This window comes from Streptococcus mitis SK564 (assembly GCF_000148525.1).
GTDB classification, from domain to species: Bacteria; Bacillota; Bacilli; order Lactobacillales; family Streptococcaceae; genus Streptococcus; species Streptococcus mitis_H.
Map to the genome: position 1 here is coordinate 31,759 of NZ_AEDU01000032.1, position 13,902 is coordinate 45,660.

A 13,902-nucleotide genomic window follows, 5' to 3' on the forward strand; every position below is an offset into this window, starting at 1 on the left:
GAAATTATTTTTGAATATTTATGGAGAATGACACTTTATGAAAGTATGGTATAATAAATGAAAGGAGTTTTCTATGCAAGAATTTATTCAAACCTATCTCAATAAGCTTGATGTTACAGCGATTATCGAGAATATCTTAACCAAGTTACTTTCTCTTTTATTCTTATTTTTACTCTTTTATATAGCTAAGAAATTGCTCCATGCCATGGTGCAGAGAATTGTTAAACCTTCTCTAAAAATGTCTCGTCACGATGTCGGGCGTCAGAAAACCATCTCACGTCTGTTAGAAAATGTGTTTAATTATACCCTTTATTTCTTTTTGCTTTACTGCATTTTGTCGATTTTAGGTTTGCCAGTTTCTAGTTTGCTGGCAGGTGCTGGAATCGCTGGGGTGGCTATTGGGATGGGAGCCCAAGGTTTTCTGTCTGATGTTATCAATGGCTTTTTCATCCTCTTCGAACGTCAACTGGATGTGGGGGATGAGGTTGTTCTGACAAATGGGCCTATTACTGTCTCGGGCAAGGTCGTCAGCGTTGGTATTCGAACAACACAACTCAGAGGAGAAGATCAGGTTCTGCACTTCGTCCCCAATCGGAATATTACCGTTGTCAGCAATTTCTCTCGTACAGACCAGGCCTGAAATTTTAGCAGATTTATGGTACAATAGAAAGAGTTTAATAAAGGAGAAAAGATGGTTTTAGAAAAGCAGTTGGGCAATGGTTGTACCTGGATAGACCTTGATGTGGATAAGATTAAAAATATGGAAGATCTTTCTGACATCTATGGATTGGACAAGGAAACCATTGAGTATGCTCTGGATAGAAATGAACGAGCTCATATGGATTATAACCGTGAAACGGAGACGGTAACCTTTATTTATAATGTTCTTGATTTAGAAAAAGACAAAGAATATTATGAAGCGATTCCGATGACCTTTATCGTCGAAAGACAACGAATGATTACCATCAGCAACCATAAGAATGCTTATGTCATTGATCAGATGTCAGCTTATCTGGATAGCCATGAGTCGCTTTCTATTTACAAGTTTCTCTTTGCTGGTTTAGAGATTATCAGTAACGCTTATTATCCTGTCATTGAAGAGATGGATAAAAGTAAGGACGAAATTAGTGCCTTGCTACGTCAAACTACAACAAAGAAAAATCTCTTCGCCCTCTCTGACTTGGAGACAGGTATGGTTTACTTGACAGCAGCAGCAAAACAAAATCGACTCCTCTTGGAACATATCCAGGGCCATGCTCTTTATCGGAGATTTAATGATGTCGAACGAGAGCAGTTTGATGATGCCATGATTGAAGCCCATCAGTTGGTGTCTATGACAGACTTGATTTCTCAAGTCTTGCAACAACTCTCAGCTTCTTACAACAACATCCTAAACAATAACTTGAATGATAGTTTGTCAATTTTGACTATTATCTCCGTCTTACTAGCAGTACTTGCGGTTATTACAGGTTTCTTCGGAATGAATGTTCCTCTACCATTTACAGAAGAGCCAAATGCTTGGATTTATATCTTAATGACTAGCTTGATTTTATGGGTGGCCTTATCTCAATGGCTGAAGAAAATTACTAGAAAATAAAAGAAAAGGAGCCAAAATGGTGATTGAAAACTACATGCCAGACTTTGCTGTAGAAGCAGTTTATGATTTGACAGTCCAAAGCCTGCAGGCGCAGGGAATCAAGGCTGTTTTGGTCGATTTGGATAATACCCTCATAGCTTGGAACAACCCAGATGGGACACCAGAGATGAAGCAATGGTTACATGACCTTCGGGACGCGAGCATTCGCATCATTGTGGTATCAAATAACACTAAAAAACGCGTCCAACGTGCAGTTGAGAAGTTTGGAATTGATTACGTTTATTGGGCTCTGAAGCCCTTCACATTTGGGATTGACCGTGCCATGAAGGAATTCCACTATGAGAAAAGTGAAGTGGTCATGGTCGGCGACCAGCTTATGACAGATATACGAGCAGCCCACCGTGCTGGCATTCGCTCAATTTTGGTCAAGCCCTTGGTTCAACACGACTCGATCAAGACACAGATTAACCGTGCTCGTGAGCGCCGTGTTATGCGAAAAATCACTGAAAAGTACGGACCAATTACATATAAAAAAGGAATTTAACTATGGAAGAAATTCTCTGTATTGGTTGTGGAGCAACCATTCAGACGACAGACAAGGCTGGTCTTGGTTTCACTCCCCAGTCGGCACTTGAAAAAGGCTTGGAGACTGGCGAAGTTTATTGTCAACGCTGTTTCCGTCTTCGCCATTATAATGAGATCACAGATGTCCAGTTAACGGACGATGATTTCCTCAAGCTCTTGCACGAGGTGGGAGACAGTGATGCCTTAGTGGTCAATGTCATTGATATCTTTGATTTTAATGGCTCTGTTATCCCAGGCTTGCCACGTTTTGTATCGGGCAACGATGTCCTCTTGGTTGGAAATAAAAAAGATATCCTGCCCAAGTCTGTTAAACCAGGCAAGATTAGCCAGTGGCTGATGGAACGTGCCCATGAGGAAGGTCTTCGTCCTGTGGATGTCGTCCTAACTTCGGCACAAAACAAACAGGCCATTAAGGAAGTCATTGACAAGATTGAGCATTACCGTAAGGGGCGTGATGTCTATGTAGTTGGGGTAACCAATGTCGGGAAATCAACCCTTATCAATGCCATTATTCAGGAAATTACGGGTGATCAGAATGTCATCACGACTTCTCGTTTTCCAGGTACAACCTTGGACAAAATCGAGATTCCGCTTGATGACGGATCTTATATTTATGATACGCCGGGAATCATCCACCGTCACCAGATGGCCCACTACTTGACGGCTAAAAACCTCAAGTATGTCAGCCCCAAAAAGGAAATCAAGCCTAAAACCTATCAGCTTAATCCTGAACAAACCCTGTTTTTAGGAGGTCTCGGACGCTTTGACTTCATTGCAGGTGAAAAGCAAGGTTTCACAGCCTTCTTTGACAATGAACTCAAATTGCATCGTACCAAGTTAGAAGGAGCGAGTGCTTTTTACAACAAGCACGTCGGAACTCTTTTGACACCACCAAATAGCAAGGAAAAAGAAGATTTTCCAAAACTAGTTCAGCATGTATTTAACATTAAGGAAAAGACAGACTTAGTCATCTCAGGCCTAGGCTGGATCCGCGTAACAGGCACCGCCAAAGTTGCCGTCTGGGCACCAGAAGGCGTCGCCGTCGTCACACGAAAAGCAATTATTTAAAACAAAATCACTGAGCGAACAAAGTGAGCTCATACAAAGATAGTTATTGCCGTGGTGTCTTGCCAATCGATAGATTGGCAAGGGGCACAATTGAGACCAAGGCTCAATTGTGAGGTCAGGAAATCCATTTTTCAAAGATGAAATCTTTGGAAAATTAGTTCCGACCGTCCCACACCACCTAAAATAACTATCAAAAAACAAGGAAGAAATTATGTCATTAACATCAAAACAACGTGCCTTCCTCAACAGCCAGGCACATACCCTCAAACCCATCATCCAAATCGGGAAAAATGGACTTAACGACCAAATCAAAACCAGCGTCCGTCAAGCTCTTGATGCTCGCGAATTGATTAAGGTAACGCTCTTACAAAACACAGATGAAAACATCCACGAAGTAGCTGAAATTTTGGAAGAAGAAATCGGTGTGGATACAGTCCAAAAAATCGGACGCATCTTGATTTTGTTTAAACAATCCAGCAAGAAAGAAAATCGTAAGATTTCTAAAAAAGTCAAAGAAATTTAAAAACTATACTCCAAATAACTGTTTTTACAGAGAAATAAAGGAGACTAGCCTATGGCAATCGAACTATTGACTCCCTTTACCAAGGTAGAGTTGGAGCCAGAAATCAAGGAGAAAAAACGCAAACAAGTCGGGATTTTAGGGGGGAATTTTAACCCTGTTCACAATGCCCATCTCATTGTTGCGGACCAAGTACGGCAACAGTTGGGACTGGACCAAGTTCTACTCATGCCTGAATACCAACCTCCTCATGTAGATAAAAAGGAAACCATCCCTGAACACCATCGCCTCAAGATGCTTGAGTTGGCGATTGATAGGATTGACGGCTTAGCTATTGAAACGATTGAATTGGAGCGCAAGGGTATTTCTTACACCTACGACACCATGAAGATTTTGACAGAGCAACATCCAGATACGGATTATTACTTCATTATCGGAGCTGATATGGTGGATTATCTGCCTAAGTGGTATAGAATTGATGAGCTGGTTGACATGGTTCAGTTTGTGGGAGTTCAGCGCCCACGCTACAAGGCTGGGACTTCTTACCCAGTTATCTGGGTGGATGTGCCTCTCATGGATATCTCGTCCAGCATGGTGCGTGACTTCATTGCCCAAGGTCGGAAACCCAACTTTCTCCTACCTCAGCCAGTGCTAGACTACATCGAGAAGGAGGGGCTCTACGGATGACCTACCAAGACTATATCAACTGCTCCCGTGAGACTTTGTTGGAAAAAATGGCAGAGCTTCTACCTGAAAAACGGTTAACCCATTGCTTGGGTGTGGAGCGTGCAGCCATAGAACTAGCTCAGCGATTTGGAGTCGATACTGAGAAAGCAGGACTAGCAGGTCTTCTTCATGACTATGCTAAGAAGTTGTCAGATCAGGAATTTCTGGACTTGATTGACCGTTATCAGCTAGATTCTGACCTCAAAAACTGGGGCAATAATGTCTGGCATGGCATGGTCGGAATTTATAAAATCAAAGAAGATTTGGATATGCAAGATCCTGAAATCCTGCGAGCCATTGAAATCCATACAGTCGGGGCTGGTCAGATGACCTATCTTGATAAGATAATCTATGTCGCAGACTATATCGAGCACAATCGTGTCTTTCCAGGAGTGGATGTGGCACGTGAGATTGCAAGTCTATCGCTTGATAAGGCAGTGGCCTACGAAACAGCTCGTACCGTGGAGCATCTAGCTCATCAGGGATTCCCTATCTATCCCCAAACCCTTGAAACCTATAACGCCTTTGTGCACTATTTGAAAGAGGACTAAATGAAGACGGCTTTTATTATTATTGATGTACAAAATATTTTAGTGGAAACAGGTTTTAAGACAGAGAGACTATTGGAAAAAATTTCTTATTTACAAAACCAAGCTAGAAGCAAGAATATTGAAATTATCTATGTTCAACATATTGAGAACTCTGAAGCTCAAACATCAGAAGATTGGCAGTTATCTGCGCTTTTAAATCGAAAACCTGATGAAAAGGTCTTTCAGAAGAAGTATAACAGTATTTTCAAAGAAACAGGTTTAAAAGAATACTTGGATAAACAGGGGATTGAAAAATTAGTTTTATGTGGTATGCAGACAGAATATTGTGTGGATACCTCTGTCAAGGTTGCTTTTGAATATGGCTATCAGCTTATTATTCCAGAAGGAACTTGCACAACGTTTGATGGGAAAGACATCCCAGCAGAAACGATAAATGAATTCTATGAGGGTATTTGGGAGGGGCGCTTTGCAGATGTCCTAGATTACAAACATATTTTCTAGAAAGAGGACTAAATGAACGAAAAAGAATTACTAGAACTAGTCGTGAAAGCGGCTGATGAGAAACGTGCGGAGGATATCCTCGCACTTGACGTACAAGATTTGACCAGCGTGACGGATTACTTTGTTATTACTAGTTCAATGAATAGCCGTCAGTTGGACGCTATCGCTGATAACATCCGTGAAAAAGTAGCTGATGCAGGCTTTAAAGGTAGCCATGTCGAAGGTGATGCAGCTGGAGGCTGGGTCTTGCTGGACCTCGGTGCTGTCGTTGTGCATGTCTTTTCAGAAGAAATGCGTGCTCACTATAACCTAGAAAAACTATGGCATGAGGCGGATTCTGTAGATATTTCAGAAGCCTTAGCATAGGAGATAAACTCAGTTGTAGTCAACTGGGTTTCTTTGCTTATTTTAGAAAAAAAGGATAGAAAGGTATAGGGCGAGTGGTTTTTGCCATGGAGGCTCTTGGTATCATGATTATGGCAACTTATGAAACCTTTGCGGCTGTTTACGATGCTGTGATGGATGATAGTTTATATGATAAATGGACGGATTTTTCTCTGCGTCATTTGCCTAAGACCAAGGAGAGAAAAAAACTCTTAGAATTGGCTTGTGGGACAGGTATCCAGTCTGTGCGCTTTTCTCAAGCTGGTTTTGATGTGACTGGACTTGACTTGAGCGCGGATATGTTGAAGATTGCTGAGAAGAGAGCTGCTTCAGCCAAGCAAAAGATTGATTTTATTGAAGGCAATATGTTGGATTTATCCAAGGTGGGTCAATACGACTTTGTCACTTGTTATTCGGACTCTATCTGCTACATGCAGGATGAGGTGGAGGTAGGAGACGTCTTTAAGGAAGTGTATAATGCCCTCAATGAAGATGGAGTTTTCATCTTTGATGTGCATTCGACCTATCAGACGGATGAGGTTTTTCCAGGCTATTCCTATCATGAAAATGCGGAAGATTTCGCCATGCTCTGGGATACCTACGAGGATGCGGCGCCTCACTCCATTGTGCATGAGCTGACATTCTTTATCAAGGAAGCGGATGGTTCCTTTAGTCGCCACGATGAAGTGCATGAGGAGCGGACCTATGAGGTCTTGACCTATGATATCTTGTTGGAACAGGCTGGATTCAGGTCTTTCAAACTCTATGCAGACTTTGAGGACAAGGAGCCAACAGAGACAAGTACCCGTTGGTTTTTTGTGGCGCAGAAGTAGGAGCTTACTATGACTATCACGGGTATTATCGCGGAGTTCAATCCTTTTCATAATGGCCACAAATACCTGATGGCTCAGGCTGAGGGGCTGAAAATTGTTGCCATGTCTGGGAATTTCATGCAGCGTGGAGAGCCTGCTATTGTGGACAAGTGGACACGGGCTCAGATGGCGCTTGAAAATGGAGCGGATCTGGTAGTGGAATTGCCCTTTTTAGTCAGTGTTCAGGCGGCAGATTTCTTTGGCCAAGGAGCTGTGGATATCTTGGATTGTTTAGGCATTGATACTCTAGCATTTGGGACGGAGGAAGTTCTGGATTACCAGAAAATCGCTGACTTATACACAGAACAAGGTGCTGAGATGGAGAAATTTGTGGAAAATCTTCCTGATTCTCTTTCTTATCCCCAGAAGACCCAGGCCATGTGGAAGGAGTTTGCAGGTCTTGATTTTTCAGGAAATACGCCCAATCATGTTCTTGCTCTGGCCTATGCCAAGGCGGTTGCGGGACGAAACATCAAGCTACATCCGATTCAGCGTCAGGGCGCTGGTTACCATTCTGTGGATAAGGATGTGGACTTTGCTTCGGCGACAGCCCTCCGTCAGCACCAGAAGGACCAAGATTTTTTAAAATGCTTTATGCCATCTGTTGCCACCTTTGAGCAGGCGAGTAAGGTGAGCTGGGATGACTATTTTCCCTTGCTCCGATACCAAATCTTGTCAAATCCAGAACTAACCACCATTTATCAGGTCAATCAAGAAATGGCAGTGCGCATCAAGGATGCCATCAAGACAGCCCAGTCTGTGGAAGAATTGGTAGAAGCGGTTTCGACCAAACGTTACACCAAGGCGCGTGTCAGACGCCTCTTGACCTATATCTTAGTACAGGCAAGAGAAAGTGATTTGCCAGAAGGGATTCATGTCCTTGGATTTACCGAAAAAGGCAGGCAGCATCTTAAGTCTCTGAAAGGGCAGGTCAATCTAGTCAGCCGAATTGGCAAAGAACCCTGGGATGCCATGACTCAAAAGGCAGACCAGATTTACCAACTAGGAAAGCCAAGTATAGAAGAGCAGAATTTTGGCAGAGTGCCGGTTAGAATAGAAAAGAACTAAGTCTACTGCAAAGTAGGCTTTTTGAGATTTTTTACGAATAAATAGATAGAAAAGAAAATCTTGTACAAGTTCCTGACAATTTCTTTCTTTTCGTGTATAATAGTGGAAAAGAGGTAAAATGAGGTATGGTTATGGAAGCAGTTCTTTACTCAACATTCCGAAATCATTTAAAAGACTACATGAAGAAGGTAAACGATGAGTTTGAACCTTTGACGGTGGTCAATAAAAATCCAGATGAGGACATTGTAGTCCTTTCAAAGAGTGAGTGGGATAGTATTCAAGAAACCCTGAGAATCGCTCAAAATAAGGAGTTATCAGACAAGGTTTTGCGAGGAATGACTCAAGTTCGTGCTGGAAGTACTCAGGTCCATGTTATTGAGGAGTAAGAAATGCTGCTCAAGTTTACAGAAGATGCCTGGGCAGATTATTGCTACTGGCAAACTCAGGATAAGAAAACCCTAAAAAGAATCAACATGCTAATCAAGGATATTCAACGCGATCCATTTACAGGAATAGGTAAGCCAGAACCACTCAAGTATGACTACCAAGGAGCCTGGTCACGTCGTATTGACGCAGAAAATCGCTTGATTTATATGATGGATGGAGATAGCGTGGCTTTCTTGTCTTTCAAAGATCATTACTAAGTCTACTGAAAGGTGGGCTTTTTTAAATTTTTACTGACGTTACGGATTCTCAGTAATAAAGATTATCCAAATAAATTCAGGGAGTTAAACTCCAAATTCACGCTAAATTCCCCAAAACATATTCTATTTTAGGTTTGTGAAAATCACTTTTTTATGGTAGAATGTAAAAGAATGTATGTCATTCGGAATAACAATAAAATGAGGTAAAAACATGGAAATCATGTCGCTTGCGATTGCTGTTTTTGCCGTCATCATTGGTTTAGTCATTGGATATGTCAGCATCTCAGCCAAGATGAAATCATCTCAGGAAGCTGCGGAGTTGATGCTTTTAAATGCTGAACAAGAAGCAACTAATTTACGTGGACAAGCTGAGCGTGAAGCAGATTTACTGGTTAATGAAGCCAAACGTGAAAGCAAGTCTCTTAAAAAAGAAGCACTATTGGAGGCCAAAGAAGAAGCCAGAAAATACCGTGAAGAAGTGGACGCTGAATTCAAATCAGAACGTCAGGAACTCAAACAAATCGAAAGTCGTTTGACAGAGAGAGCTACTAGCCTCGACCGTAAGGACGATAATTTGACGAGTAAAGAACAAACACTTGAACAAAAAGAACAAAGTATTTCTGATAGAGCGAAAAACCTTGATGCGCGTGAAGAGCAATTAGAGGAAGTCGAAAGACAAAAAGAAGCAGAGTTAGAGCGTATTGGTGCTCTGTCTCAGGCAGAAGCACGAGATATTATCTTGGCTCAGACAGAGGAAAACTTGACTAAGGAGATTGCTAGCCGTATTCGTGAAGCTGAGCAAGAGGTCAAGGAACGTTCTGACAAAATGGCCAAGGACATCTTGGTTCAAGCTATGCAACGTATCGCTGGTGAATATGTAGCGGAGTCAACCAACTCAACAGTTCACTTGCCAGATGATACTATGAAGGGACGCATTATTGGTCGTGAAGGTCGTAACATTCGTACCTTTGAAAGTTTGACAGGGGTCGATGTCATTATCGACGATACACCAGAAGTGGTGACATTGTCAGGATTTGATCCGATTCGTCGCGAGATTGCCCGTATGACTATGGAAATGTTGCTCAAGGATGGTCGTATCCACCCAGCTCGTATCGAAGAGTTGGTTGAGAAAAACCGTCAAGAGATTGACAATAAGATCCGTGAATACGGTGAGGCTGCTGCCTATGAGATTGGTGCGCCAAACCTTCATCCAGACTTGATGAAAATCATGGGTCGCTTGCAGTTCCGTACTTCATATGGACAAAATGTCTTGCGCCATTCGATTGAGGTTGCTAAATTGGCTGGTATCATGGCCAGCGAACTTGGTGAAAACGCGGCTCTTGCCCGTCGTGCTGGATTCCTTCACGATATTGGGAAAGCTATTGACCGTGAGGTTGAAGGTAGCCACGTTGAAATCGGTATGGAATTGGCCCGTAAGTACAAGGAACACCCAGTTGTGGTGAATACGATTGCTAGTCACCACGGCGATGTTGAAGCAGAAAGCGTCATTGCAGTTATCGTTGCTGCAGCAGATGCCTTGAGCGCAGCCCGTCCAGGTGCTCGTAGTGAGTCTCTTGAAAGCTACATCAAGCGTCTCCATGATTTGGAAGAAATTGCGAATGGCTTTGAAGGAGTACAAACTAGCTTTGCCCTTCAAGCAGGACGTGAAATTCGTATCATGGTCAATCCAGGACAAATCAAGGACGACAAAGTCACAATCTTGGCTCACAAAGTTCGTGAGAAAATTGAAAATAATCTCGATTATCCAGGAAATATCAAGGTAACCGTGATTCGTGAGCTTCGTGCAGTAGATTATGCTAAATAAATAAGAAAGAGCAGTTGAAAAATTACTGCTTTTTTGTTACACTAGATAGAAAGACTGTAAAGGATAATCTGGCTTTTTGCCATTATTCTAGAGAAATGTTATTTCACAGACTGACTAAAGGAGACACAATGGCAGACCGAGGCTTACTAATCGTTTTTTCTGGTCCTTCAGGGGTTGGTAAAGGAACGGTTAGAAGAGAGATTTTTGAGAGTTCTGAAAACCAATTTCAATACTCTGTATCGATGACGACACGCGCACAACGTCCTGGAGAAGTGGACGGTGTTGACTATTTCTTCCGTACTCGTGAAGAGTTTGAAGAGCTGATTCGTCAAGGACAGATGTTGGAATACGCAGAATATGTCGGCAACTACTATGGCACTCCTCTGACCTATGTCAATGAAACCTTGGACAAGGGAATCGATGTTTTCCTTGAAATTGAGGTTCAGGGTGCTCTTCAGGTCAAGAAAAAGGTTCCAGATGCTGTTTTTATCTTCCTGACACCACCAGATTTGGATGAATTGCAAGATCGTTTGGTAGGTCGTGGAACAGACAGTGCAGAAGTGATTGCCCAACGAATCGAAAAGGCCAAGGAAGAAATTGCCCTTATGCGTGAGTATGATTATGCGATTGTCAACGATCAGGTGCCCCTAGCTGCTGAGCGTGTCAAACGTGTCATCGAAGCAGAACACTTCCGTGTGGATCGTGTCATTGGTCACTATCAGGAGATGTTACCAAAATCTCCAGCTACCCGATAAAATTTAGAAAATAGGTACAAGCAAATGATGTTAAAACCCTCTATTGATACCTTGCTCGACAAGGTTCCATCAAAATATTCACTCGTAATCTTGGAAGCAAAACGTGCCCACGAATTGGAAGCAGGTGCGCCAGCAACTCAAGGTTTCAAGTCTGAAAAATCAACTCTTCGCGCTTTAGAAGAAATCGAATCAGGAAACGTAACAATTCACCCAGATCCAGAAGGAAAACGTGAAGCAGTGCGTCGCCGTATCGAAGAAGAAAAACGCCGCAAAGAAGAAGAAGAAAAGAAAATCAAAGAGCAAATCGCTAAAGAAAAAGAAGATGGTGAAAAAATTTAAGGTTGGGGGGACTCAATCTTATTTTTTCTATTGCAAGAATGTACTGACAAGGAGGAGGTGAGAAGATGGCCATAGCCAAGATTATTGTAGATGTGCCCTTGATGCAGACGGACCAGCCCTATAGTTACAGGATTCCTGAGGAGTTTGAGGGAATGCTAGAAGTTGGGATGCGGGTCCATGTACCTTTTGGTAAGGGCAATCGCCTGATTCAAGGGATTGTTCTTGGTTTGGATTCTCAATCAGCTGAAGAAGAGATAGAGCAAGATTTAAAAGATATTGCAGAGGTGCTGGATTTTTCTCCTGTTCTCACGCAAGAACAACTCTGGCTAGCTGAAGAGCTCCGCAAGTCCGTCTTTTCTTATAAAATCTCTATCCTCAAGGCTATGTTACCAGGGTTTCTGAACTCCAGCTATGACAAAATTCTCTATCCTAAGGCAGGTCTGAGTCAGGAAGACAGAGAGCGCTTGTTTGGTTCAGAAGATTCGCTTGTCTTTTCTTCACTAGACCTTGTCAAACAAGCCGAAATGATGAGTTTGACTAGAAAAGGCCTGCTTGGTCTGGAATATCAGGCGATTGATCAAAAGAAGGTCAAGACCCAGTCTTGGTATGAGGTAGACCTTGTTCAGTTAGAAGGTGTAGAGATTTCTGCACGTGCCAAGAAAAAGTTGGAACTGAGAGACTATTTGCTTTCTCATCCTGAGAGTGCTTCCTTGGCTAGTTTGTTAGAGTCCTATTCGCGAGAGCAAGTAAATTTCTTTGTGGAACAAGGTGCTGTTACCATAGTCCAAAAGGAAGTGCAACGCTCGGCTGCTTATTTTGAAGGAATTGAAGCAAGTAGACCTTTGGAGTTGAATCCAGAGCAAAGACAGGCGCGTGATGCGGTTGTCAGTGCGATTGGCAGTCATCAGCCTCCCTTCCTCCTTCAAGGGATTACAGGAAGTGGGAAGACCGAGGTTTACTTGCAGATTATCCAAGGGGCCTTGGACAAGGGCAAGACAGCTATTTTACTGGTGCCTGAGATTTCTTTGACTCCGCAGATGACGGAGCGTTTTATAGCTCGTTTTGGTGAGAAAGTGGCCATTCTTCACTCAGGCCTATCCAATGGTGAAAAGTATGATGAATGGCGCAAGGTGGAGCGTGGCGATGCTCAAGTTGTTGTGGGTGCCAGATCCGCCATCTTTGCTCCGCTGAAAAATCTGGGTGTCATGATTATTGATGAAGAGCATGAAGTGACTTATAAGCAGGACAGCAATCCCCGTTACCATGCCAGAGAGGTTGCTATTTTACGGTCTCAGTATAATCAAGCAGCTCTGGTACTTGGTTCAGCAACTCCTAGTCTAGAAAGCCGTGCTCGAGCTGGAAAAGGCGTCTATCAACATTTACGTCTGACCCAACGGGCTAATCCCTTAGCTAGGATCCCTGAGGTTCAAGTGATTGATTTTCGGGACTATATCGGACAAAATGAGACGTCAAACTTTACGCCCCCTTTGCTAGAATCCATTCAAGACCGTCTGGCTAAAAAAGAGCAGGTGGTTCTTATGCTCAATCGCCGTGGTTATTCTAGCTTTGTCATGTGTCGGGAGTGTGGGACGGTGGATACTTGTCCTAACTGTGACATTTCCCTGACCTTGCACATGGATACTAAGACCATGAACTGCCATTATTGTGGTTTTTCGAAGGATATTCCTCATGTTTGCCCCAACTGTAAGAGTCGCAGTATTCGTTACTATGGGACGGGAACACAGAAGGCTTATGACGAGCTGGCAGAACTCTTTCCTCAGGCACGTATTTTGCGCATGGATGTGGATACAACGCGCAAGAAAGGTAGTCACCAAGCTCTGCTTGACCAGTTTGGACAAGGGGAAGCGGATATTTTACTAGGTACTCAGATGATTGCCAAGGGATTGGATTTTCCCAATGTAACTCTAGTCGGAGTTCTAAATGCGGATACGGCCTTGAATCTGCCTGATTTCCGTTCTTCTGAGAGAACCTTCCAGCTCTTGACTCAGGTTGCAGGCCGGGCAGGCCGAGCTGAAAAAGCTGGGCAGGTCTTGATTCAGTCTTACAATCCTCAGCACTACGCTATTCGATTTGCCAAGGATCAGGACTACGAAGGCTTTTACGCTTATGAAATGGGAATCAGACGACAACTTGGCTATCCACCTTACTATTTCACCATTGGCATTACCCTTTCTCACAAGAAAGAAGAAGAGGTTGTCAAACGTGCCTATGAAGTTATGAACATTTTGCGATCAGGCTTGTCAGAGACCAGTCACATTCTGGGGCCAACGCCCAAACCCATTGCCCGTACCCACAACCTCTATCATTACCAGATTTTAATTAAATACCGTTTAGAAGATGAGTTGGGGCCGACTCTCAACCAGGTCTTGGCCTTGACTCAAGAACGGGAAAATAGTGAGCTCCGTCTCAGCATTGACCATGAGCCACAGCAATTTTTATAAGAAGG

General features: G+C 43.0%; 17 protein-coding genes. All 17 read left to right on the plus strand.

What is annotated here, in order from left to right:
• The first annotated feature begins 73 nt into the window (after positions 1 to 73).
• Complete coding sequence (locus SMSK564_RS12040) at positions 74 to 640, plus strand: mechanosensitive ion channel family protein (protein ID WP_001154852.1); 567 nt, start codon at positions 74 to 76, stop codon at positions 638 to 640.
• Positions 641 to 691: 51 nt separating this feature from the next.
• Positions 692 to 1,597, plus strand: coding sequence for a magnesium transporter CorA family protein (locus SMSK564_RS12045; protein WP_000242267.1), 906 nt, complete (start codon positions 692 to 694; stop codon positions 1,595 to 1,597).
• 16 nt (positions 1,598 to 1,613) lie between these two features.
• Positions 1,614 to 2,141 carry a YqeG family HAD IIIA-type phosphatase gene (locus SMSK564_RS12050; RefSeq protein WP_000234222.1) on the plus strand — a complete coding sequence of 176 codons (528 nt, stop codon included), beginning with the start codon at positions 1,614 to 1,616 and terminating at the stop codon, positions 2,139 to 2,141.
• Positions 2,142 to 2,143: 2 nt separating this feature from the next.
• On the plus strand, positions 2,144 to 3,250 hold the full coding sequence (yqeH, locus tag SMSK564_RS12055) for a ribosome biogenesis GTPase YqeH (RefSeq protein ID WP_000391197.1): 1,107 nt from the start codon (positions 2,144 to 2,146) through the stop codon (positions 3,248 to 3,250).
• 211 nt (positions 3,251 to 3,461) lie between these two features.
• Entirely contained in the window at positions 3,462 to 3,773 is a 312-nt protein-coding gene (gene yhbY, locus SMSK564_RS12060; RefSeq protein ID WP_000060169.1) for a ribosome assembly RNA-binding protein YhbY, read from the plus strand.
• A gap of 51 nt (positions 3,774 to 3,824) precedes the next feature.
• Positions 3,825 to 4,457: a nicotinate-nucleotide adenylyltransferase gene (locus tag SMSK564_RS12065; protein ID WP_000963700.1), complete on the plus strand. Its 633-nt coding sequence runs from the start codon at positions 3,825 to 3,827 to the stop codon at positions 4,455 to 4,457.
• Complete coding sequence (gene yqeK, locus SMSK564_RS12070) at positions 4,454 to 5,047, plus strand: bis(5'-nucleosyl)-tetraphosphatase (symmetrical) YqeK (RefSeq protein ID WP_000222106.1); 594 nt, start codon at positions 4,454 to 4,456, stop codon at positions 5,045 to 5,047. The genes SMSK564_RS12065 and yqeK overlap by 4 nt, the downstream gene beginning before the upstream one ends.
• Positions 5,048 to 5,548: a cysteine hydrolase family protein gene (locus SMSK564_RS12075; protein ID WP_000844691.1), complete on the plus strand. Its 501-nt coding sequence runs from the start codon at positions 5,048 to 5,050 to the stop codon at positions 5,546 to 5,548.
• Positions 5,549 to 5,560: 12 nt separating this feature from the next.
• Positions 5,561 to 5,914, plus strand: coding sequence for a ribosome silencing factor (gene rsfS, locus SMSK564_RS12080; RefSeq protein ID WP_001003002.1), 354 nt, complete (start codon positions 5,561 to 5,563; stop codon positions 5,912 to 5,914).
• A gap of 110 nt (positions 5,915 to 6,024) precedes the next feature.
• The gene (locus SMSK564_RS12085; protein ID WP_025170940.1) at positions 6,025 to 6,765 is read left to right on the plus strand and encodes a class I SAM-dependent DNA methyltransferase; all 741 of its coding nucleotides are present in this window, start codon (positions 6,025 to 6,027) and stop codon (positions 6,763 to 6,765) included.
• Between the two features lie 9 nt (positions 6,766 to 6,774).
• On the plus strand, positions 6,775 to 7,872 hold the full coding sequence (locus SMSK564_RS12090) for a nucleotidyltransferase (RefSeq protein ID WP_000156391.1): 1,098 nt from the start codon (positions 6,775 to 6,777) through the stop codon (positions 7,870 to 7,872).
• 131 nt (positions 7,873 to 8,003) lie between these two features.
• The gene (locus tag SMSK564_RS12095) at positions 8,004 to 8,258 is read left to right on the plus strand and encodes a type II toxin-antitoxin system Phd/YefM family antitoxin (protein ID WP_000388574.1); all 255 of its coding nucleotides are present in this window, start codon (positions 8,004 to 8,006) and stop codon (positions 8,256 to 8,258) included.
• 3 nt (positions 8,259 to 8,261) lie between these two features.
• Entirely contained in the window at positions 8,262 to 8,516 is a 255-nt protein-coding gene (locus SMSK564_RS12100) for a Txe/YoeB family addiction module toxin (protein ID WP_000924733.1), read from the plus strand.
• Between the two features lie 211 nt (positions 8,517 to 8,727).
• Positions 8,728 to 10,341 (plus strand): ribonuclease Y, encoded by a 1,614-nt coding sequence (locus SMSK564_RS12105; protein WP_000404936.1) that lies wholly within the window; start codon positions 8,728 to 8,730, stop codon positions 10,339 to 10,341.
• Positions 10,342 to 10,469: 128 nt separating this feature from the next.
• Entirely contained in the window at positions 10,470 to 11,096 is a 627-nt protein-coding gene (gene gmk, locus SMSK564_RS12110) for a guanylate kinase (RefSeq protein WP_000775039.1), read from the plus strand.
• Positions 11,097 to 11,120: 24 nt separating this feature from the next.
• The gene (gene rpoZ, locus SMSK564_RS12115) at positions 11,121 to 11,435 is read left to right on the plus strand and encodes a DNA-directed RNA polymerase subunit omega (protein ID WP_000979235.1); all 315 of its coding nucleotides are present in this window, start codon (positions 11,121 to 11,123) and stop codon (positions 11,433 to 11,435) included.
• 65 nt (positions 11,436 to 11,500) lie between these two features.
• The gene (locus SMSK564_RS12120; protein ID WP_000951907.1) at positions 11,501 to 13,897 is read left to right on the plus strand and encodes a primosomal protein N'; all 2,397 of its coding nucleotides are present in this window, start codon (positions 11,501 to 11,503) and stop codon (positions 13,895 to 13,897) included.
• Positions 13,898 to 13,902: the final 5 nt, after the last annotated feature.